The sequence below is a fragment of the Kordia sp. SMS9 genome (assembly GCF_003352465.1).
Taxonomy (GTDB): Bacteria; Bacteroidota; Bacteroidia; order Flavobacteriales; family Flavobacteriaceae; genus Kordia.
Window position 1 is genome coordinate 2,521,832 of record NZ_CP031153.1, and the last position, 22,896, is coordinate 2,544,727.

Genomic DNA, 22,896 nt, shown 5'->3' on the forward strand with positions numbered 1-22,896 from the left:
GTAAACACTACTTGAAGTTGAGAACTAAAGTTGTTTCAAATGGGAAGTACATGCTTCTTTAGTTTTCACTTCTACTTCCCAAAATTCGGAGAGACGTCTCCTAAAATTTAGCGTGCGGCTTGTCTGCAATACACACCTAAGAACATTTCTAGGCAGCCACACTATTGTCAAATTTTTAACAAATACAAAATGAAGAAATTATATGTACTTTCACTTGTGGTTTTCCACATTATCGGATTTCAATCCTGTACTCCCGAAGCTTTAAATAATACAAATGATATACAAGCCTGCTGTGGCGATGAAGGAGAATTGCCGCCACCTCCACCACCTCCGCCACCTGGAGATGGATTAGGAGACTAATGTTATAATTTAGTACTTTAGAGGAATGAAAAATAAGATAAATTCGTTCCTCTTTTTTATTATTGTAAGTTTCCTTTTTGGAAGCGAATATCTGTTTAGTCAAAGTACTAATGATAGTATTGCGTATTATATAGCGAAAGTTCAAGACTTCAATACTGTTGATGATTTGATAAAGGCAAGAAATTATTTAGAACAGAAAGAAATTGAATTAAAAAGGACTGATTTAAATAGGTTGTATTTGATTTATCATTTATCAAGTGCTGATAAGGCAATTGGAGACTTTATTAAAGCAGAAAATCTTTTAGTCGAAATATTGGATAATATTCAACAGTTCAAATCTTCTGATTATAGAGATTATTATCATAAAGCTTATTATTTATTGTTAGCTAATATATACAGAGATCAAAAAAATGGTGAAAAAGCAATAGAACTTTATAACAGGGCTTTTGAGAAAGCTAAGATAGCACATGATAGTGCTGTCATTTATAATAATATCTCTAATGTTTTTAAAGATGTTTCTAACTACAAAAAATCTGAAGAAGTTCTAAAAAAAGCTTATCCTTTAATTCCTAGAATGATTAAGCAAAATGATATTGCAAAAATTTATGATAATTTAGGTTTTGCAATGTCCATGTTGGGAAATAAAACTGGAGAGGAGTATATGAATAAAGGACTAGAAATAAGACTCAAAATAAATGATTATACAGGATTACATTCTAGTTACACACAACTAGCGATATATTATAAAAAATTTAAAAAAGACTCTTTAGCTAAATTATATGCTTCCAAGGCTTTAAACACTAGTAAAAATATTGGAATTCCAAAATATAGAAAAAAAGCATTAGGATTATTTCTTGATTTTTCAGATGATGTATATATCAAAGAATACAAAAGATTGAATGATAGCTTATCAGATGCAGAAGCTTCAATGCAGAATAAGTACGCAATGTATAGATATGATAAAGCAAAATCGGAAGCTAAAGCTCTAAAAGCTGAAAAAAAGGTTTTAGAAAGTGAATTCAGAATGTTAATGTTCGCATTTCTAGGAGGATTAATATTTATAGTAGCCGTTTTTTGGATTGTTACTCAACGCAATCGAAATAAGCGACATACGCTTGCAGAAATCTATAAAACAGAACGCAATTTTTCTAAAAAAGTACATGACGAATTAGGAAATGATATTTTCTATTTAATGAATCAACTACAAATAAACCCAGCTTCTTTGTTGGAAAAAGAAGGCTTGCAAATTTTGAATGGATTAAACGAAATCTATGTAAAAGCTAGAGATATTTCTAAAAAGTATACCACCATAGAGACTGGAGAAAGATATCACGATGAGCTTCTCTCACTTTTAAATTCTTTTGGAAGTGATACTACTAAAATTGTAACGAATGAAATTGCATTAGACTTTTGGCAATCTGTTTCTACTTTAAAAAAGGAGCAATTGTATAGAGTGTTGCAGGAACTTCTTACCAATATGAAAAAACACAGTAAAGCTACGTTGGTAGGAATTACATTCACAAAAATAAAAAAGCAAGTCATCATCAAATATGTGGATAATGGAAAAGGAGCAACTAAAAAGGAACTTTTAGTGAAAAATGGTTTGGAAAATGTGGAAAACCGCATCGGTGAAATTAATGGAACTATTACTTTTGAAACGAATCCGAGTCATGGATTCAAAGCAGAAATACGATTTATTCAATAGCCATGAAGTTCAAAAAAGTTTTAGTTGCAGAAGATACCGACAGTAGTAATATTGGTTTGGTATATAAGTTGAAAGAAATAGGAATCGAAACAGTGGAGTCATCACAATCTTGTGATAATGCTATTTTAAAGTTAAAAAAAGGGATACATGAAAAGCGATATTTCGATTTATTAATAAGCGATTTATCCTTTGTGTCGAATACCCCAAATCCAAAAATCACTACAGGAGAAGCACTTATTGAAGAAGTAAAACGACTGCAACCTACCATCAAAATCATTGCCTTTTCAGTTAACAATCAACAAACTGTTATCAAACATCTCATCAATGAAATTGATATAGATAGTTATGTTTGTAAAGGATTAAATGGTACAAAAGAACTGTTGAAAGCAATTGAACTTATTCAAGAAGATGAAAAATATTTGTGTCCAATTTCAAGTGCAACCTTACATCAAAAAAATGTTTTTCAATTAGATGATTATGAAAAACAATTACTTCAGTTAGTGGCTCGCGGTCTAAAACAAGATGAGATCGCAGTATATTTTCAATCAAAAGGTATTTCACCTAACAGCCGACGTTCGGTTGAAGATCGTTTAAGTAGACTTCGTGATAATTTCAATGCTAGTACAACTTCACAATTGATTTATCTAGCGCAAAGCTTAGACCTTATCTAATATTTTCTAGTTTTATTTTTTTACAACCGTGGATTTCCACAAGCGATTCGTTTTTAATCAGCATAAGTTTGAACTGTTAAACTTAAAAAAGATTAAAAATGGCAAGATATTACGTTAATAAAAACGCACAATCTAATGGTGACCATGAAGTTCATAAATATAGTTGTAATTGGCTTCCAAAAATTGAAAATAGAATTTATCTAGGCGATTTTACAAACTGTCGAAGTGCTGTTAATGCAGCTAAAAAATATTACAATAAAGTGAATGGGTGTTACTTCTGTTCTAATGAATGTCATACATCTTAAAAGAAAACTAATATGAAAGTAGATTTACTAGTAAAGTTTAGTGTGACGAAGGAATTACTTGGTGATAATAAATTAGAAAAGATAAAGGACATAGTTGTAGATGGCGAAACTATTTTATTGGCATACACACATGTACGTGACAAAGTATGGTTTACCAATAAGAGATTGATTACAATGGATGCCAAAGGCTTAACTGGAAAAAAGAAAGAATTTCACTCTTTTCCTTACTCAAAAATTACTTCCTTTTCAATTGAAACCGCTGGCACATTTGATGGAGATAGCGATTTTAAAATATGGGTTAGTGGTTTTGGAGTCTTTGAAATTAAGTTTCATAAAAACTTAGATATCAAAAGAATTGGAAAATTTTTGAGTGAAAAAATTTTATAAATGAGACTACATATAAAACATATAACTTTTACTCTATTACTGCTCACCTTTTCTAGTACAATCGCACAAACAGTTTATACTACAAAATCAGGTAAAAAATATCATAAAATTGATTGTAGATATCTCAAGAGTTCACATTATCAAACAACCATAGATAAAGCAAAGAGTTTAGGGTATACAGCTTGTAAAGTATGCAAGCCTACAATTTCGAATACTAAGGTTTCAGAACAACAAATACTTGAATATGGTAGTTCTCCTGTACAGAAAAAGCAAAAAAAAAGTAAAACTTCGTCGCAATGTAGAGGAAAAACAAAATCAGGCAGAAGGTGTAAACGCATGACGAAAAATGCAAACAAACGATGTTACCAACATCAAAAATAATAATACTTTAACTAATTAATCATTATGGATATCCAAAGTAAACTCAAAGAGCTTTCAGAGAAAGTAGACTCAATGAAAGAACAAATACAGACCGAAGAAGCTACAAAGACAGCTTTTGTATTACCATTCATTAATCTACTTGGATATGATATTTTCAATCCAACAGAAGTTGTTCCTGAATTTACTGCGGATGTTGGATTAAAAAAAGGCGAAAAAGTTGACTATGCCATTTTTCAAAATGGTATACCTATTCTTATTATAGAATGTAAACATTGGGTTGAAAGCTTGGATACACATAGTTCACAGCTAATCCGATATTTTCATGTGTCTAAATCAAGGTTCGCTTTATTGACCAATGGAGTCGAATATCGTTTTTACACTGATTTGGAAGAGAAAAATAAAATGGATGACAAGCCGTTTTTAGAATTTACAATTACAAATTTAAAGGATTCGATCATAAATGAAATTTCCAAGTTTCACAAGTCAAATTTTGACGTCACTAAAATCTTAAACAATGCAAGTTCTTTAAAGTATACTAAAGAAATTAAAAAAGTTTTCAATAGCGAACTCATAAAACCTAGTACAGAATTTACTCGTTTTTTTGCCTCCAAAGTCTATAGTGGAAGATTGACAGAACGCGTCATGGAACAATTCGGGGAATTGGTACATAAAGCTATCAATCAATTAATCAGTGATAAAGTCAATGATAGATTGCAAAGTGCACTTCATAAAGAAACGGAACAACAAATTGAAGAGAATATTGATGAAGTAGAAATTAGTAAAATAGACACCACCGAAGAAGAATTGGATGGTTTTAAAATTGTAGTGGCAATACTCCGACGAAAAATTGAACATGAACGCATTTTTTTCAGAGACACACAATCGTACTTTGGAATTTTACTAGATAACAATAACAGAAAACCGCTGTGCAGATTGCATTTAGATGGAGGAAAAAAATATTTAGGACTTATTGGTGAAAATAAAAAAGAAACTAAAGTACTTATCGAAACAATTGATGATATTTATACACATGAAGAAGCGCTCTTACAAGCTATTGATTATTATGAGTAAGGCTTCAGTCAGTAATCTCAAACCCAAAATAATCAAGTACTTTCTTTACCTCATGCGCCAACACCATTTTCTTTTTCTTAGCTTCTAGTAAAGGGACTTTTCGATTTTCGGCAATAATGACATTGATAATTTCACGAGCAGCTTGTCTGCCTACCCCATGAATTAATTCCATTAACTGTGCCTTGCCCATTGTTTTAATTTGTGTTCTTGATATCATAACTTTTGTGTTTTAGTATTGCTTGGTGTTTTTTTGAAGTTGTTGCGTTTTGTTGCAAGTTGTTGCAAACTGTTGCGTTTTGTTGCGTTTTGTTGCGAATTGTTGCTGATTGAATGTTTCAATAAACATGAATTCCTGTTTTTGACTCAATCATACAAATCAAATTCTTTATGTGTGAGTATATTTAAGATTCTAGGCACTTCCGACACGAAGTAATTTGGAATTCCTTTGTTATGTTCTATATAATGATATACTTGTGGAAGTGTAAACTCTCCTTTAATGTATTGTTTGACTTTGGCACGCACTTTTTCTTCGGCGGTCATTACACGTCTTCGCGTTCCTGCTTTTGTTGCGTTTTGTTGCTTTCTTGTTACTCGCATATCTTGATACTTTTGATAATTTTTAAGCCACTCTATCGTGTAGGCAAATCCGCCCTCACTAGCTCGCTTTCTTGTTGCGTCAAAGTAAATGCACGGAAAATGTATTTGATACTGTTTTTTACGCTTAAAAAAGCGTTTGGCGCGATTGATTCGATACACCAAAAAGCCAAACATGTACAGTTGGGTTTCTTTTCTCGGAATACTTCCGTTAGGATTGCGTAAAACTTCATCATCCAATTGTACCAGTGCATTGTGCCAACTGCCGTAATACACCTCTTTTCCTTTCCAAATCGGTGCAGCCATTTTTAAAAATAACTGCAACAGTAATTCTCGAAATTCTTCTTTAGATAGAGCGCCAGTGATGGCTTCAGTGTCAAGTCGTCTGTTCATCTGTGCCGCAGAAAAGCTATACGTATCGTAATGATGCTCGGTCAGTGCTTGTAGAAACTCGGATCGGTACAGGGTTTGACTTCTCAAGTACTCGGAAAGCTTATTTTTGGGGAAAATTTCGCGCCCCCCTAGTTTGCCTGCGTTCTGATTGGAAGTTTCTAGGGCTTCATCTTTTGTGGTGATCTTGTAAGAGTTCTTGTTTTTGCTGATTTTTTCATCAGCAAAAGAAACTACTTCCGCTTCTTGGGAATGGTTATCAACATTCCCTACTTTTTTTATTCTTTTTTTAGTAACTGTTCTTGTATCTACACTATATACAGACAAATTTTGTGTTTTATATTGATTAACTTGTTGATTATCAGTATCCGTTTTTTGCTTATCACGAAATACAAAAATGGCTTCATTGATAAAGTAATTAACAGGTTTTTTTCTGCCCCTTACTTGATATTGTTCAAAGACTCCTGCTTTATATAAACGCTTGATATGGTTACGAATGGTATTTTGGCAATGCAATACTCTAGGAATTCCTTCTTTAGTGAAATTTGCCATTTCATAAGAATTGGTATGAACCTTTGGAAAGGCTACTTTGGCGTTATCTGATAAACGCTGTAACTGTTTTCTAAGTTTGATGAGTTGTTGGCTGTAGAACCATAGAATAAGCTCAAAAGTAGCTTCTTGTGGATGGCGAACTGGTAGATACTTTTCTTTGTAAAGCAACAGCATAGTATCTGTATTCAACTTTTCAACAAGTGTATTGTAATCTTTTGTAGAAAGAAATTTATTTACAATTCCATTAGTTTTTTGTTTTGAAAAATTAGAAGCTGTGGTGAAAGCATGCGTTTGGAGTTTATTTTCATTAATAAACTCTCGTACACGCTCATTATAAAGCTTGATCTCTTTGTTAAGCTTTGGAATTTTAGCATTAAAGTCATTGACAAAAATACGATAACGTTGCATGGTTTCTATCTTATCCTCACTCAAAAAATAAGGACAACAAATATGTGACGGTCTGTATTTACTGATTACTTGCATTGTATCTATACTTTTTATTTACTTTAGAAGAAAAATCAAAGGCAATAGATATCACCTTTGATTTTACATGGATGAAAAACTTCATCTTATTGTGGCTTTTTATCATTCCTCTTAACAGAAAGACTTCTTATTTTTTTACCCGAAATACATGTACTCTTAAAAACTCTTCCGCAAGAGCATCCGTAATAGGTTTTGTTCTCTTGTTTACTTTTTGGACTTGTTTTTCAGTAGTTGGCATCATACCTAATAACCTATATAATCTTGGCAGTTCCTCTTTAGGAAGTGCTTGAATCACATTATATACGGTTTCTGCTTTCAAAAAATCTATTCGTTACTTTAGTATTGTTCTCTCACTGTAAGATTTAACCTATAATTCGTTCTGTTATTCAGTAAAAAAATTATATTTGTAGGGTTAAATCGTATAAAATTCAGATTTAATCATTCAAATATAGAACATATTAGAACAATAAAGAACAATAGTTCTTTATTTTAACATTTTATTGCATGAAAAACTTTAATGATGCTTTACAGTATTTAAAAAAAAGAGAGGTAACCGCGAGAGAACTTTCTAATTTTTCGGGACTTAGTGCAGGTTCGCTCTTTTCTGTTTTAGATGGTTCGACACAGAACCCAAGAAAAAAGACGAAAGATGCGGTCATTGAGTATGCAAAAAAGTTAATGGAACAGTACAAGGAAAACTTTGAAGATGGTATGATTCTTAGCAGTGATGCGGACATTCTTGATAAAAGAGATAAGAACTACATCAAAAAATTAGCTTTGGAGATAAGAGCCAATGAAGAAGCCTTACTAAAAGAACAATCATTTAGAGATTTAATTTATATTGAAGCCTTGAAAATGGCATTACTTGCCAAAGATGGCGAGAATGTTAGCATTAAAAAACTTATGGAACTCAATAAATAGAACTACGAATTATTGTTTTAGGGTTCATCAAAGAAGAATATAGACTAACAGCGATCGCAATATGAGTGATCGCTGTTTTTTTTACTAAAAATTAGCTTTTTATTTGATAAGATTAAAATTCAATGCTGTACATATTTCCATAATCTTTTGGAAGTGTCGCACCAATCTCGCGTAAGTAATTCTTTAACCCTGCTTTTGATGTATGGCGCGTAATCTGCATGAGTTTCATCAGTGCTTCTTCTTCAGAATTTCCCTTGGACAATAAATGGTTGTAAAGGTTGGTAGCTGCGGTATGTCTTGTAGAATAAAGAGTGTAATCATTGTCCAAGTTTAGAGTTTCCCTCACTTTTCTAAATTTAGCTGAAAAATAATTGACTTTATAAATTTCATCAATACCCCACTCAGCAGGATGCTTGTAACGAGTTATAAGATAATCATCGGGAGCAAAGTTTTCAAGATTCATCTTTTTAATGACATTTTCTAGTTCACCAATTATCGGTACTATAGCCAAAGGTGATGTTTTAGAACGTACATAAAGTCGTTTCGCTTGTAAATCAATATCTTTTACTTTAAGTCTACACACTTCAATATTTCGCAAAAAAGCATACGACATAAATTGCATAAATACGCGTAGGTACGGATCGTGTTTATCAAGGTATTCTCTGATAGCGATGATCTGTTCTTTAGAAAACGCTTTGTTCTTTTTAGGCTTGCTTTTTACATTCTTTATCTTCTCTACAAAATTATATGGAATAATCTCATCATCTGCTAATTGTGAGAATAGAATAGACAAAGTTGCTTTGTAGTTATTTCTAGTTTTAGGAGAAACTACATCGGGTACATTATTGTTAAGTTTCTGTTTTTTAGTTTGTGTTTTTTTTATGGTATTTAAAAACAGACTTACGTCTCGTTTCTTCAATTCATTGATATCAAGACTTTCTAATTTGTTGTCTTTAAGCCATAGCATGAACTTATTATAATGTCCTGTAAAAGTAGAAGATGTCTTCTTTGACCAATTTGGTAGCTTTTGAGAAAGTGCAAATTCCATTGCTTCTTTGACCGTATAATTTTGCCGCTGACTTTTGATACTATTCCTAGTTTGTTTTTTTGTAGATGCAACTTTTGATTTTTCTAGTAAGCGCTTATCTGTTGTTTGTGCATCTTCAAACGGGCTGTATCCTTTTTTAAGCATTTGATGCAGAACTTTACGTATTGTTGCTAAATACGCTAGTCTGTCTGTTTTTGTTTTTAATTTATTGGCTTCACCATAAATAGGAGGTTGCCTTTCTAACTTTTCCGTTGTTGGATTTCGATACGAAAAATAGACATACCATCGCTTTGAAAGATCATCTTTACCTGTGTAGATTTTTGGTTCAGAAAATTGTTTTAATTTTTTCAAATCGTATTCAATTTCGTATTCATTTTCTTTAATTAACTCTAATATGCGCATAAAATTGTGCTTTAAAACAACTAAATACTGCGTGAATACTAGGTTTGTACTATTACAAATTTAAAATTAGATGCCACAAGAAAGGCGAGTAACCAACTCGCCTTGTTCTTTAACTAACCAATCCAAAATTTATGAAATGAAAACAAAGCGTGATTGCTTGTTTTTGATTTCAAATAATTATTTACAAACTGCGTGCCAAAAAGTGAATTTAGATGCTTTTGGAATGCTAAATATTTGTTAATGAATTCGTTTGTATATGTTTAGGTAAGAATGTTTGAAATTTTCTGGTAGAATATTTCCGGATCAAAAGGCTTGGAAATAACTTCGTTGAAACCATCTTTTAGGAAATCATCTTTATTGTCATCCAATGAAATCGCAGTAAGCGCAATGATTGGTGTAGAAACATCAAATTTTCTGATTTCTTTGGTCGCTTCAACACCACTGATTCCTGGCATGTGAATGTCCATCAAAATAAAATCGTAACGATTGCTACGTGCAAAATCAATAGCTTGATATCCATCATCTGCAATATCACAAGTCATGTTTTGCTTGGCAATAATTTTCTTGGTAATGACTTGGTTTATTTTGTTGTCTTCTACTAATAACACTTTGAATTTTCGACTCTTTAAATCTGTTTTTTCTTGAGTAGCCGTTACTATATCCGTGACTTCAGGCGGCAATTTATCTAGCGTCAATGCAAAACGAAATGCAGAACCTTCTCCCAGTTTGCTTTCCAATTGAATATCGCTTTCTAGCAATTCCAACAAACTTTTGACAATAGTTAATCCCAATCCAGTTCCACCATATTTACGGTTGATTTGCACGGAACCTTGTGAGAAACTATCAAAAATATTCTCTTGCATTTCTTGCGAAATTCCAATACCGTTGTCTTTAATTTCAAACTGAATGTATTGTTGCGTATCACTTTCTTCTATGATTCTTGCAGAAATTTCAACGATGCCGTCTTTGGTAAATTTTAATGCATTACTGATCAAGTTGATGAATACTTGCGACATTTTTAAATAATCACCCACTAACTTTTCAGGAATATCTTTGTCAATGTTTAAGATGATTCTATTGTTATTTTCTTTAGAAGTTTGCGTGAGTGAATTCACCACATCATTCAACACTTTTTTTAATTGCAAAGGTGCTTTTTCAACCGCTAATTTTCGCGCTTCTATTTTATTTACTTGTAAAATATCGTTGATGAATGTCAATAAATAATCTCCAGAAAACTTTAATGATTTTAAGTGTTCTTTTTGACTTTCACTTGGGTTTTCTTCCAATAACAAATGCGTTAATCCTGTTACCGCGTACAAAGGCGTCCGCAGTTCGTGTGTTACGGTGGATAAGAATTGTGCTTTGGCTTTCATTGCTTTTTCTGCATTATCTTTTGCCAATTGCAATTCAGAATTTTTCTTTAGTAATAAGTTGTTTGTTTTTACTTTAATCTGATTGTTTCGGTACAACGAAATCGTCAATAAAGAAATGATGATTAATAACGCTGAACTTAGAATTGATGTTAGCTTATTTCGTTTACCTTTTTGGTTAGAATCTTCGTTCTGACGCTTTAATTCCTTAATATGACGCTTTTGAAATTCATTATCAAAAGATGCATTGGCTTGCGCCGTACTTTGCATGTTTTGAATATTGAAAATGGAATCTTTTATTTTAATATGCGATCCTTGGTATAAATACGCATTTTCTATATCGCCCAAACTAGCATATGTATCACTGATGATTTTTGTGCTTTGTAATTTGATCATAGGGAAATTATATGCGTTGCCAATTTTTAATGCTGTTTCCGCATTCAATTTAGCATCTTCGTACTTTTTTGTGTTTTTATAGGCTTTCGCCAGATTGAGATGTACTTTGGCACGAAGGTAATTTGGTTGATATGGATCGTTGATCGGAAGCGAATTTTCAAAACGCTCAATAGCGCGCGTGTTGAGTCCTTGACTCAAATAAAATAATCCACGATAGTATTTTAACTTATTAATATCGTCTGTAGATTGGTATCTATCGAAAATAACTTCTGCTTTGGTAAAATAGTTATCCGCATTGCTGTAGGAAGTATTTCGGGTGGCTGTCAATGCGCGTAACACATAATTGTAACCGAGTCCGAGTGAGTCGTTAATTTCCTCTTGAATTTTCTTGGCACGCACCAAGTAGCTTTCAATTTCAATAGGATCGAAACTGTTATAGTTTTCTTCAATGCCCAATTCGGCACGCAGCATATACGCTCTTGCCTTGCTCTTTTGGTCTTGAATGGTGTCGGATAAATCTAGAATGTTGGTAAGTTGTTCTAGGGCACTATTGATGCTAGCTTTCTTTTTAAATTCATATACATCAACAAAAGCGCGCTCTATACTGTCCTTAATGTTGTCTTTGGATTGAGCTTGGGACGCTATAGAGAATAAAGCAAACAGTACATAAAAAATGTGTCTTACTTTACACACCATGAAGTGATGAATTTATTCAAAAATACTTATTTATTTGAAATATATAGCATTAAATCAATTAATCTATTCGAATAGCCAATTTCATTGTCGTACCAACCGACGACTTTTACCATTTTTCCTATCACGGAAGTCATGAGCGAATCAAACGTACAGGAATACGGATTGTCTATCACATCTACGGACACAATTGGATCTTCTGTATACGAAAGAATGCCTTTTAAATTAGTTGCTGCTGCTTTTTTAAAGGCTGTATTAATTGCTTCAATAGACGTTTCTTTTTTCACATTAAAAGTAATATCGGTTAACGAACCATCGGGAACAGGAACGCGAATTCCACAACCACCAATGACATCAGAAAGTGCTGGAAATATTTTCGTCAACGCTTTGGCAGCTCCCGTAGTTGTTGGTACAATGCTTTGACTTGCTCCACGCGCACGGCGTAAATCGCGATGTGGCTGATCGTGTAAACTTTGATCGGTTGTGTAGGAATGAATTGTAGTAATATACGCTTGATCAATTCCGCACAATTCATTAATTACTTTTACCATTGGCGCAGCATTATTCGTAGTACAAGAAGCGTTGGAAATGATCGTTTCCGAACCATCTAAAATATGTTCATTGACTCCTAAAACCACCATTTTAATGGCATCATCTTGCGGCGGAACGGACAATATTACTTTTTTTGCTCCGTTTGTGATATGATGATTCAGCAATGCTTCCGTTTTAAATTTTCCAGTGGCTTCTACCACAAAATCAATAGCATACGGTTTCCAATTGAGTGCATCCAACGTAGCAATATTTAGTACAGGATATAATTTTCCATCAACGATAATAGCAGTTTCGGTATGACTTACTTCGTTTGGCAAAACGCCATGAATGCTATCGTATTTTAGCAAATGACTGAGTGTGCGTGTGTCCGCTAAATCATTGATGGCAACGACTTCAATTGTTGGGTGATTCAATAATAGCCGAAATAAATTTCGACCAATTCTTCCAAAACCATTAATGGCGATTTTTATCATGTAAGTACTTTAAGTTAGGAAGTGTAAATTTACGCTTTTTTGTTTGTACTTGCTTCACTTTTTAGATTGGATTCTTTGGTTTGATTGATACTATAAAAAACACAATCTTCAATTGAATAAAGATTGCGCTTGCGTGGTTGAATAGAATTTAGTTTACGATATATCTTCAAGCGTATGTCAACCTGTATATATACATTCTTGATGTTTAATTAAGATGTAAAATTCTATAAATCAAAGTTGATTTTTATCTGTTTTTTTACGGTATTTATGAAATACGTAAGAATATCAAGGTGTGTTTTTAGGAAGTATGTAATTTTTACCATATCTAAAAGTTGCGTAAAATTACGTATTGGGTATTGTGTTGTATTTTAGATATTTACAATGTCAAATAATAGGAAGTGATTATCATATTTATTTTTCTGCTACCGAAGAATTTGTTGGTCTGAAAAACATATATATATTTAAAAGCAATATCAGAGAAGTCCATATAATTATTTCCTTTTTTTGATGTATTTTGAAGCATATTTTATAAACCCCTATTTGTCATTAAAATTTGACAATTTTAAAACCACAATATAATAAAATGGAAACACAAACATCACCACCAATCCAAAGTATTCAACAATGGAATGCTATTAGACTAGAAGGTTCTCTAGAAACGATACAGTCAATTTTTGACAAAGCTGGAAACTACTTTTTTCTAGATACTGGAAATATGAGCACTTTGTATAATCGTATGCACTTGTATCTCGGGTACGATAATGAAAATCTGCAAGTGTACGCAGTATCAGACATTGCCGATAATGTAGATAATCTACAACAAGCGTTTTCTGGGTACCAACACCATCAATCACAAGCGAATAACCCTGTTTTATCAGGTATAGAACAGTATGTAGACTTAAAGTTAGTTCCTTCTACACTTTCAACGGTGAATCAAGATATTATTGACAGACTTTCCAACAAGCCAGAACTTGTTGTGGAGATTAATAATTGGAATACATACAAAAATGATTGGGCAGCACAAGCATTTCAGAGTAAAACAATATTACAGGCTTTTAAAATAAATACTGCCGATTTTATACCAGAAGATATTCATGCGTGTTTCTTTGCTTTGAAAGGAGAAGAAGGATCATTTGAGATAGATTTAGTCATCGTAAGTACAGGTTTAAAAGAAATAGGGCAAATGATGAAAAATAAAGAACCTTACACCGAACAATCTATTTTTGAAGATTTAGCGAGACCTGTTCCGCCATTTGATCCAACTTTTGAAGGTATGGGAATAGCCAACATATTTTTACAAAATGATTAATGAACTTTAATACCTTTTTTGATATCATCACCAATTTATCACCACTCGTACTTATTATAGGTACGAGTGTTGGTATCTATTATTTCAAACATTTAAATACTATTGGTCAATTATTTTTGTTGTATTTGGGCGTTAATTTACTGATAGACCTTACTTCAAGATTTTTGGCAAGGTATCTTGGGAATAATTTGTTTTTGATATTTGTGATTACATTTCTAGAATTATTTGTATTTATTGCTTTGTATCAGAAACTTATAAAAAAGAAAAAACTAACCATTGCATTGGGAGTTTTAGGAATTGTGTATACATTAATAGAGTCAATTTTTATAAAGAGTTTCGACATCAAACTATTTCAGCCGTATTCCAAAGCATTGGTGTCCTTGTGTATTATTATACTAGCTGTTGTGTATTTTTTTGAATTGATAAAAGATGAAGAAAAACTGTATAAAAAACAAGGATATTATTTATCATTGAACAGTGTGATTTTATGTTTTTTCTCACTTCAGTTTCTATTATTTATACCTATAAATTTCTTAGTTTCTGAAAACAATAAAATGATTGGAATGTACGCATTTACACTCAATGCTATATTGCTCGTATTATTTTACCTATACCTAACTTATTTTATATGGAAACGTGGCAGAAACCTGAAACAATAATTCTTTGGATTACCATTGTAGCATTGTTTGTCATCGTCTTACTGACCGTGATCATCTTTTTGATACGTGCTATATTTAAGAAAATAATCAAAGCGAAAGAAAAAGAAGCAGCAGCACAATTAGATTACCAGAAAAATCTATTAGAAACAACGATTAAAACACAGGAAATTGAACGTCATCGCATTGCAGCAGATATTCATGATGGTTTAATTGGTAAATTGACCGCGCTAAAAATGCAACAGGAAATTACCAATAACGATCAAAAAACGATTGAAGCCTTGCATGAAAGTATTACCATTGCACGAAGAATATCGCACGATTTAAGTCCGCCGTTGGTAGAATTTACCAAGCTTCCTGAATTGATCAAAGAACTGCTCGATCCTTGGGAACAGCATTTACAGATAAGTACTATATTTGATATCAGAGCTGAGGTAAACGACAGAGAAGAATTCAAAGTGCAAGTCACGCGACTCATTCAGGAAATCATCACTAATACCATTAAACATGCCGAAGCTACATACTTACATTTGCACCTAAAGCAAACTGAAAATTACATGGCTTTGCGTATCATTGACAATGGAAAAGGCTATGATGTAGCAAAAAATAGCAAAGGTTTGGGAACCAAAAACATAGAAACACGTGTGCAATTCCTAAAAGGAACGCACAAAGTAAAATCGACAGTAGGAAAAGGGACAACGAACTTATTTTTATTTACTAATACATAATTTGAATGTTTTTTGGATGGTTTTTTCTTTTCCGCAGTGTAGTAAGAACTTTTCGTTAAAAATTTTTGAAGCCTTGGAGAAAATTTAGAAAAGTTATTGCGGTTTTAATTTTTCCCTAAAAGAAAAATTAAAAACACCTCTGGAAAAGCGCACTTTCTTTTGTTTCTTTTCTTTGTGCGAGCAAAGAAAACGAAAGTAAAAACTAAAATTAGGTATTTTAAGCGTATTGAGATAGGAATTCACTACGTTTTACTTGAAAAAATACGATTTAAAAATAACAACATGGAAGACATCATCACAATTGCTTTAGTAGACGACGATGCACTTATTGTATCATTGTTAAAAGACTTCTTAGGAAATCAAGAAAATATGGAAGTTTGTTACACGGCTGAAAGCGGCGAAATGCTCAAAGAAAAACTAGTGACCGACAGTACATTGCCCGACATTATGGTACTCGATTTAAACATGAAAGGCATCAACGGCGTGGAAGTCACGGAATTTTTAAAGCAAAACTATCCAAGTATCAAAGTCATACTGATGACGTCACATTACAAGCGTTCCTTTATGGGCTTTATGTTAAAAACAGGTGTTTCTGCGTTTTTACCCAAAGGAATTTCGCCTGTACAATTGGTGCAAATCATTCAAGATGTGCACGAAAACGGTTATTACTTTATGGACGATCAACTAGGGGTTTTGCGCGAGCAAATTTCACACAAAAGTCCAAAACCAACCTTAATTGAAAAAAACGTTTTAACAGAAAGAGAAGTAGAAGTCTTAAAACTCATCTGTTTCCAGAAAACTGCCAAAGAAATTGCGGAAAAACTTTTCATTGCACCACGTACGGTGGAAGGTCACAAAAACAACCTATTCATCAAAACCGAAGCGCGGAACATTGCAGGTTTGGTCATTTATGCTATTCAAAACAACTACATTGAACCGAATGAGATACCGTTGATTTAGACTCGCTGTCGCTTTTAGACTTGTTCCCGCGTAGGCGGGAATCTCATAGACCGCTCCGCTCTTAGACTTTTTTGAAACGCTTTACTCTTCAATACGTCTTTGCGAGACGCAGTCGTGGCAATCTGTCTAAATCAAAGCTAAATTCGTCTTTGAAATAGGCATTGGTACATTTTCAAATTAGCAAATTTGTATCGAGAAGTACTCGGAAACGTAGATAGTATTGAGAATTGAGATGTTTCAATGAAAATTTTCGTCATGCTGAGCCTGACTCAGCATCCCACAACAGTAAGAAAAAATCAAAAATCAAAAATCGTAAATCAAAGATAGTCTTTCTTCAACCGCTCCAACGTTTCAATAGCTTTCTGAATATCTTCCAACGTCGTATGCGTTTCTTTCGTAGGATAAAACAACTCTCGAATATCAACATCTAAAGTTTGCGCGATTTTTAGGAGAAGTTCAGGTTTTGGAAAACTATTTCCTTGTACAATATTGGAAATACTTGCAGGCGTAACGTCTACTTTTTCGGCTAAGTCTTTGCCTGTCATTTGTTTTTCCTTTAAAACTTCTTTTAATCGTAAAATGTTCATATTGAGATTGTATGATTGTTGCAAAACTACTAAAATTATAGTAATGCTAAATTTATTAGAATATAATTATAGTTTTATTTGTATTTAATTATAGTAATATTTATATTTGTTGTGTAAAAATTATAGTATTACTAAATATTAAAACACAAGTATGATCACTCAAAAGCAACTCAACCAAGAATTACTACACGAATTACAAACCGTAAAACTCGAATTGCAAAGATATAAGCAAGATTTTGAAAAAGAAAAGAATATCAAAAACGGATTGTACTTTTTTATTCTCGCTAATGATTTGTTGCCGTTGTTTCACGAATTCCGAAAAACCAATGCGTATCACGACACCGATTACCAACTAAAAGCTTTAGAATTTTTAATAAACACATTACCATAACTATTTATTTTTTCCTACAAATTTGTATCTTGTTTCGTATAGTATAAAACACAAAAACAAGCATGAGCAAACCACAGGAGATTTTAGAATTGGAAAAGGTGTATGGGATTTGGTTGAGGGAAACAAAGGATGTGGGTGATATTTTATTTTTTAAATCAAATAGTTTTCTTCTTAATGAACAGAGTCAAATAATCGGTTTACATTTAAAAGGGAGTAAAATTTCTGAAATTAAGAATCTTGATAAGTACCAAAATCTAAAGGTATTGAATCTTTCAAACAATCAAATTTCTGAAATTAAGAATCTTGACAAACTCCAAAATCTAGAGTTATTAAATCTTTCAAACAATCAAATTTCAAAAATTGAAGGTCTTGACAAGCTAACTAATCTTTTTTGGCTAGATTTTTCAAATAATCAAATTTCAAAAATTGAAGACTTAGAAAATTTAACGAATCTTACAGAATTAAAACTTTCAAATAATCAAATTTCAAAAATTGAAAACTTAGAAAGTCTGACCAATCTTTCAAAATTAGATATTTCATCTAATCAAATTTCAAAACTTGAAAACCTTGAAAGTCTGACCAATCTTTCTAGATTATATCTTTCAGATAATCAAATTGCTGAAATCAACTCTTTAACGTTTGTTTCCGAACTTCCTAAACTTAAGTATCTAGAAGTTCACAATAATCCTTTTGTAGTAACTGAAAATTTAATTTTAAACTTTAATGAAAACCATTTGGATATCATTAAAAGTGAGTTACAAAAACGAGAAGAAACACAAATAGAAGTTCAATTACCTGTTAAAGTAATGTTATTAGGCAATCATGCTTCGGGGAAATCAACCCTACTTACCTATTTACAAACTAAGCAACGTTCAAAAGTTGATCCTGACAAAAATAGTAGCACGCATGTGTTGTCCGTTGTCCATTCTAAAAAAGAAATAAATTATAAATTACCCAAAGCCATTTTTTATGATTTTGGCGGACAAGATTATTATCATGGTATTTACAGAGCTTTTTTTACCCAAGAAACTGTCAATATATTAACGTGGCATCCAAAAACCAATGAAAACAAACTCCTGGAAAAAGACACGAACAAGTTTGCAACACGAAATTACAAACGCGGCTATTGGTTGGCACAATTGCGATATGCATTTGATAAAAAAAAGACTGACGAAAATGCTGTGTATGAGGATCCTATACTAATGATTCAAACCCGTGCAGATGAAAATACTACCAAAGAAAATTGGCAAGAGGCGTTTTTAAATCATCATATTGTAGACGAGTTTCATGTTTCTCTCAATATCGATTTTAAAAATCCCAAAAATGATGCTTCTCTTGCCTATTTTACCGCAGCTTTTTGGGAAACTGTTAAAAAACGAACTTCTACAAATAAAGAGCCTAAGTGGTATCCTGAATTTTTAAGATATATTTTAAATGAAGAAAGTGAAACAGCAATTTCGTTAAGCGATATTGAAAAGCATTACAAATGGGAAAACATAACAGATGCAGATAAGCGAAGGAATTTAAAAGTGGAATTGCAGCAATTATCGCGAAAAGGAATGTTATTGTATTATAAAGAAGATAACATGCTGAACGATGTTGCTTGGCTAAATCCTGCGGCTACGGTTGAAAAAATTCATGACGAAATTCTAGGCATTGGCGATATAAAAAAGAAGGGAAGAATTTCCAAAAGGGCTTTTACCGAACGTAAGATTGACAAAAAAATAGAACAACTATTACGTAATGAAAAAGTATTATTTTTTGATGAAGGAAATAACGAATACATCATTCCAAACTATTTACTGCTCACTTCCGAAGACGATGAAGTGTATAGCTTGCTAAAATTTGACTTTAATAAACCAACATTTGTTCTAAAATTTCAACGTTTTATTCCGTTCGGACTTATTAATGAGTTAATTTGTCATTACGGACAAAATCCTGATAAAAAACAATATTGGCGCGATCAACTGATTTTTACTTTAGATAAAAAATGCAAAGTGTGGATTCAATTAGATTTTTCAAAACTGACCATTTCTGTGTCCATAAAACCACTTGCTTCGGACGATTCTATCAAAAATGAAATCATTCAACAAATATTTCGAGAAATACTATTTTTATATTGGGGAGAAAAAGTACCGACACTTGAAACGGAGGGAAATTCCGAAAACGCAGAAGAAAGAGATAAAAAAGACACCTCTAAAAAGGTATTCTTGCAACTCCTAAAAGAAAGATGCAATCAACTAAACCGACCGGACGAAATGTATCTTTCCGTAGATAATACAACTTTTGTAAACTATGCACTTTTGGATAATACAAAAACCAAAGAAACCATTCCCGCATATACATTAACAGAAGATGGAAACGACATCGACAAAACTTCCGCACGAACCCAAAGCAGTTACCGCTATCAAAACTTTACCGACAATCCGAATATTCAAAAAATGAAAAAAATATTTATTTCCTATTCAAACGAAGACATCCATTTTAAAAGAGAATTAGAAAAGTTTTTAAAACCGTTCCAAAAATTTCAATTGGCAAAATCATGGAGTTGCGAAGAAATAAATCCTGGTTTATGGGATGATCAAATTCAAGAAGAGCTAGAAAGTTCTGATATTGTAGTTTTCCTAATGTCTATGAATTTTGCAGCTTCTGACTACATTTTAAAAGATGAAGTTTATAAAACATTTGAACAAATGGCAAAGAATCCGAACAAGAAAATTGTCTGTGTGCTGATAAGACATTTTCCATGGAGCTATTTTGCATCACTAAAAGATATCTTTAATATTAAAGATGAAATTGATGACGAAGATAAAGCTGGTTTCGCACTCGCTAATCTGCCAAATTACCAGTTTCTCCCATATTATCATGATGAAAAAGATGATGAAACAAAAGACAAGCGTTATTTAAAACCTATCGCCGAATGGCAATACAAAGAGCGAGCGTATTCTCAAATTGTAGAAGCTTTAGGAAAGTTGATGTAGTAATGTTTTCTTATGTGGCAATTTGATATATAGAAATTACAATAGCCAATTTATTCTCTTGTAGCGGTTCTGCAATGAATTATTTAGGTTAATTATAGACTTTTTGAGGTTGTTTACTATCTTCTTGAGGTTACCTATGAACTTGTGTGGGTTTACTAATCATTAAAAGCGGTTTGAGAATAATTTTTTGAGGTTGTTTATTGTCTTTTTGGGGTTATTTAAGCAGTTCGAGCTAGTTCGGAACGCATAAAAGTGGTGGTATAACCGCTTCGAGGCGGTTCAGAACCGAGTAAAAGGGGTTCATTTAGGGGGAAAACCCCTTTCGGAACCTCTTTTAGTCTTTAAAGAACGTGGTGTATTGGATACTTTGATGATTTGAAAAGGTTTTTTAATGTAACAATTTGAAAATATACCAATAAATTCTTTGATACGTCTTTGCGAGAATTGTACACTGAGCTTGTCGAAGTGAACAATGCGCGGCAATCTGTGGCTTCAAAAACAAAAGCGCTCTACGATAAACAGACTGCTACGTCATACTTCCTCACAGTGACGTTTCATTTTTTCATATAGTAATTTTATGTTATGTGAAGTCCTTCGATTCGTCTTTGCGAGAAGCGCAGCGACGCGGCAATCTGTGACTTCAAAAAACGAAAGCGTTCTACAATAAACAGACTGCCACGTCATCCTTCCTTGCAGTGACGTTTCATAATAAAAAATAATTCGTGCATTCGTGGTAAGAGAGATTCCTGCCTTATTTCGACAAGCTCAGTACAAGTCGCAGGAATGACAAAATGTAGTATATAAGAAAGGCTAGAAGCGAAAGCAACTAGCCAAAATTTATAATTCAACATTCTGAATTTAACATTCAAAATTACTCTATATGTTTATGCGCTTTATACGAAGAACGTACCAACGCACCACTTTCTACATGACGGAATCCTAAATCCAATCCGATTTGTCGGTAACGATCAAATTCATCGGGAGTTACAAAACGTTGTACAGGCAAATGCTTTTTACTTGGCTGTAAATACTGTCCGATCGTAACGACGTCTACATTTGCGGCACTTAAATCGTGCAAAGTTTCAATGACTTCTTCTTCCGTTTCGCCCAAACCTAACATAATGCCCGATTTGGTTCGGTTGATACCTTGATCTTTCAAATATTTTAACACACCCAAACTGCGATCGTATTTTGCCTGAATGCGCACTTCACGCGTCAAACGACGTACGGTTTCCATATTGTGCGAAACGACTTCTGGAGCTACTTCCACAATACGATCCAAGTGACGTTCAATGCCTTGAAAATCGGGAATTAAGGTTTCTAAAGTAGTGTTCGGATTCATTCGGCGCACGGCTTTTACCGTTTCTGCCCAAATGATACTTCCCATATCTTTTAAATCGTCACGATCTACGGAAGTCAACACCGCGTGTTTAATTTTCATGATTTTAATAGAGCGTGCTACTTTTTCAGGTTCATCCCAAGCAACCGTTTCTGGTCGTCCCGTTTTTACACCGCAAAATCCGCACGAACGAGTACACACATTTCCTAAAATCATAAAGGTTGCTGTTCCTTCGCCCCAGCATTCGCCCATATTTGGACAACTTCCAGAGGTACAAATCGTGTTCAATTTGTATTTATCAACCAATCCACGAAGTTCTGTATATTTTTTTCCCGTTGGAAGCTTCACGCGAAGCCATTTCGGTTTTCCTTTTGGAGGCAATACACTTGCAGTTGTTTCTGTGCTCATAAATCTTCTTCTTCAAAGTGAAATGAAGTGCAAAGATACAAAGATTTACTTTAGTTGTTAGTTCTTAGTTGTGGGTTTTTAGGATGTCACTTTTGCTTGTTTTTTTGTGATTTTTTTCTTTTTGTTTATTTCCTAATAGCTACCAAAACTTCCACCAAGGTTTCTTAGAGCCATTCGTTTCAGTAGTATCAGATTGTTGCAGTGATTGAAATGTATATCGTTTGCAAGTAGCTTCGAGATCAATATCATCAAAAGATTTGCCTATTGTTTTTTCGATGAGGTAATAAATGATTTCACTTTTATCATCTTCTGTTTTTTCAAATTCTAAAGGAGTTCCTTCATCTTCATGCAATTCGTCTTCTGCTTCTACAATGGTTCTTACAAGTTTTCCATTTTTAACATAATTTATGCAGAAAGTCATAGTCATTTCGGACAATACAAAAGAAAAAACATCTTGTTCTTCTAATATAAATTCAAAACCTGCTCTTTCCATATCGCATAAAATAAAAGTACTATTTTCTGAAAAATAGATATCGCAATAGGAGTCTTCTTTAAAACTTTCGCAGGCTTCTTCAAAAGGTACTTCTTTTTCAAAAAGTAACTGATGTCCCAACATACTTTCTATGGTTGAAACATCTTCTTTATAACTTTTATTGATGGCAATTCCTGCAATATTGAGTCCCATAGTTATTTTTATGTTTTTGTGGATGTGTTTAGTTCGTTGTTTTGCTAAATGTAAAATATAAAATATAAAACTCAAAATGTGTTACATCGAGCGCAGTC

At 32.9% G+C, this 22,896-nt stretch carries 21 protein-coding genes; 12 read left to right on the plus strand and 9 right to left on the minus strand.

The genetic code is table 11. The annotated features are described in order from the left end of the window. Positions 1-189: 189 nt before the first annotated feature. The 5 genes from KORDIASMS9_RS23650 to KORDIASMS9_RS10970 all read left to right on the plus strand — a co-directional run bounded on the left by KORDIASMS9_RS23650 (position 190) and on the right by KORDIASMS9_RS10970 (position 4,880). Positions 190-360 (plus strand): hypothetical protein, encoded by a 171-nt coding sequence (locus KORDIASMS9_RS23650; protein WP_205318054.1) that lies wholly within the window; start codon positions 190-192, stop codon positions 358-360. A gap of 25 nt (positions 361-385) precedes the next feature. After that, positions 386-2,065 (plus strand): tetratricopeptide repeat-containing sensor histidine kinase, encoded by a 1,680-nt coding sequence (locus KORDIASMS9_RS10945; RefSeq protein ID WP_114902883.1) that lies wholly within the window; start codon positions 386-388, stop codon positions 2,063-2,065. A gap of 2 nt (positions 2,066-2,067) precedes the next feature. Beyond that, positions 2,068-2,736 (plus strand): response regulator, encoded by a 669-nt coding sequence (locus KORDIASMS9_RS10950; protein WP_114902884.1) that lies wholly within the window; start codon positions 2,068-2,070, stop codon positions 2,734-2,736. A gap of 317 nt (positions 2,737-3,053) precedes the next feature. Next, positions 3,054-3,428 (plus strand): PH domain-containing protein, encoded by a 375-nt coding sequence (locus KORDIASMS9_RS10960; RefSeq protein WP_114902886.1) that lies wholly within the window; start codon positions 3,054-3,056, stop codon positions 3,426-3,428. 405 nt (positions 3,429-3,833) lie between these two features. Then, positions 3,834-4,880 carry a type I restriction endonuclease gene (locus KORDIASMS9_RS10970; RefSeq protein WP_114902887.1) on the plus strand — a complete coding sequence of 349 codons (1,047 nt, stop codon included), beginning with the start codon at positions 3,834-3,836 and terminating at the stop codon, positions 4,878-4,880. 4 nt (positions 4,881-4,884) lie between these two features. On the opposite strand, the gene KORDIASMS9_RS10975 is transcribed toward KORDIASMS9_RS10970, so the two are convergent. From KORDIASMS9_RS10975 to KORDIASMS9_RS23245, 3 genes are all read right to left on the minus strand, one after another. Further along, positions 4,885-5,097, minus strand: coding sequence for a hypothetical protein (locus tag KORDIASMS9_RS10975; RefSeq protein WP_114902888.1), 213 nt, complete (start codon positions 5,095-5,097; stop codon positions 4,885-4,887). Between the two features lie 146 nt (positions 5,098-5,243). Next, positions 5,244-6,899 carry a hypothetical protein gene (locus KORDIASMS9_RS10980; protein WP_162819887.1) on the minus strand — a complete coding sequence of 552 codons (1,656 nt, stop codon included), beginning with the start codon at positions 6,897-6,899 and terminating at the stop codon, positions 5,244-5,246. Between the two features lie 127 nt (positions 6,900-7,026). Further along, positions 7,027-7,218, minus strand: coding sequence for a hypothetical protein (locus KORDIASMS9_RS23245; RefSeq protein WP_162819888.1), 192 nt, complete (start codon positions 7,216-7,218; stop codon positions 7,027-7,029). Between the two features lie 185 nt (positions 7,219-7,403). Here KORDIASMS9_RS23245 and KORDIASMS9_RS10985 point away from each other — a divergent pair, with 185 nt between their 5' ends. Continuing rightward, positions 7,404-7,820 carry a hypothetical protein gene (locus KORDIASMS9_RS10985; protein ID WP_114902890.1) on the plus strand — a complete coding sequence of 139 codons (417 nt, stop codon included), beginning with the start codon at positions 7,404-7,406 and terminating at the stop codon, positions 7,818-7,820. Between the two features lie 112 nt (positions 7,821-7,932). On the opposite strand, the gene KORDIASMS9_RS10990 is transcribed toward KORDIASMS9_RS10985, so the two are convergent. The 3 genes from KORDIASMS9_RS10990 to gap form a co-directional block, all read right to left on the minus strand. Then, positions 7,933-9,270 carry a tyrosine-type recombinase/integrase gene (locus tag KORDIASMS9_RS10990; RefSeq protein WP_114902891.1) on the minus strand — a complete coding sequence of 446 codons (1,338 nt, stop codon included), beginning with the start codon at positions 9,268-9,270 and terminating at the stop codon, positions 7,933-7,935. A gap of 260 nt (positions 9,271-9,530) precedes the next feature. Continuing rightward, positions 9,531-11,732: a response regulator gene (locus KORDIASMS9_RS10995; protein WP_240321175.1), complete on the minus strand. Its 2,202-nt coding sequence runs from the start codon at positions 11,730-11,732 to the stop codon at positions 9,531-9,533. Positions 11,733-11,758: 26 nt separating this feature from the next. Further along, complete coding sequence (gene gap / locus KORDIASMS9_RS11000; protein ID WP_114902892.1) at positions 11,759-12,754, minus strand: type I glyceraldehyde-3-phosphate dehydrogenase; 996 nt, start codon at positions 12,752-12,754, stop codon at positions 11,759-11,761. Positions 12,755-13,337: 583 nt separating this feature from the next. Here gap and KORDIASMS9_RS11005 point away from each other — a divergent pair. The 4 genes from KORDIASMS9_RS11005 (at position 13,338) to KORDIASMS9_RS11020 (ending at position 16,407) form a co-directional block, all read left to right on the plus strand. Then, positions 13,338-14,063 (plus strand): hypothetical protein, encoded by a 726-nt coding sequence (locus KORDIASMS9_RS11005; RefSeq protein WP_114902893.1) that lies wholly within the window; start codon positions 13,338-13,340, stop codon positions 14,061-14,063. Then, positions 14,063-14,722: a hypothetical protein gene (locus KORDIASMS9_RS11010; RefSeq protein WP_114902894.1), complete on the plus strand. Its 660-nt coding sequence runs from the start codon at positions 14,063-14,065 to the stop codon at positions 14,720-14,722. The genes KORDIASMS9_RS11005 and KORDIASMS9_RS11010 overlap by 1 nt, the downstream gene beginning before the upstream one ends. Continuing rightward, the gene (locus tag KORDIASMS9_RS11015) at positions 14,692-15,447 is read left to right on the plus strand and encodes a sensor histidine kinase (protein ID WP_114902895.1); all 756 of its coding nucleotides are present in this window, start codon (positions 14,692-14,694) and stop codon (positions 15,445-15,447) included. Before KORDIASMS9_RS11010 ends, KORDIASMS9_RS11015 begins: the two co-directional genes overlap by 31 nt. 282 nt (positions 15,448-15,729) lie before the next feature. Next, positions 15,730-16,407: a response regulator transcription factor gene (locus tag KORDIASMS9_RS11020; protein WP_114902896.1), complete on the plus strand. Its 678-nt coding sequence runs from the start codon at positions 15,730-15,732 to the stop codon at positions 16,405-16,407. A 317-nt stretch (positions 16,408-16,724) separates the two neighbouring features. Here the strand turns inward: KORDIASMS9_RS11020 and KORDIASMS9_RS11025 are convergent, their stop codons facing one another. Beyond that, positions 16,725-16,994 (minus strand): helix-turn-helix domain-containing protein, encoded by a 270-nt coding sequence (locus KORDIASMS9_RS11025; protein WP_114902897.1) that lies wholly within the window; start codon positions 16,992-16,994, stop codon positions 16,725-16,727. Positions 16,995-17,145: 151 nt separating this feature from the next. On the opposite strand from KORDIASMS9_RS11025, the gene KORDIASMS9_RS11030 reads away from it, so the two are divergent. Together KORDIASMS9_RS11030 and KORDIASMS9_RS11035 are read left to right on the plus strand one after the other, a co-directional pair. Beyond that, entirely contained in the window at positions 17,146-17,385 is a 240-nt protein-coding gene (locus KORDIASMS9_RS11030) for a hypothetical protein (RefSeq protein WP_114902898.1), read from the plus strand. A 62-nt stretch (positions 17,386-17,447) separates the two neighbouring features. After that, complete coding sequence (locus tag KORDIASMS9_RS11035; RefSeq protein WP_114902899.1) at positions 17,448-20,366, plus strand: leucine-rich repeat domain-containing protein; 2,919 nt, start codon at positions 17,448-17,450, stop codon at positions 20,364-20,366. A gap of 871 nt (positions 20,367-21,237) precedes the next feature. Here KORDIASMS9_RS11035 and lipA read toward each other — a convergent pair. Together lipA and KORDIASMS9_RS11045 are read right to left on the minus strand one after the other, a co-directional pair. Next, complete coding sequence (gene lipA / locus KORDIASMS9_RS11040; RefSeq protein ID WP_114902900.1) at positions 21,238-22,113, minus strand: lipoyl synthase; 876 nt, start codon at positions 22,111-22,113, stop codon at positions 21,238-21,240. Between the two features lie 139 nt (positions 22,114-22,252). After that, positions 22,253-22,798, minus strand: coding sequence for a hypothetical protein (locus tag KORDIASMS9_RS11045; RefSeq protein WP_162819889.1), 546 nt, complete (start codon positions 22,796-22,798; stop codon positions 22,253-22,255). Between the last annotated feature and the right edge of the window lie 98 nt (positions 22,799-22,896).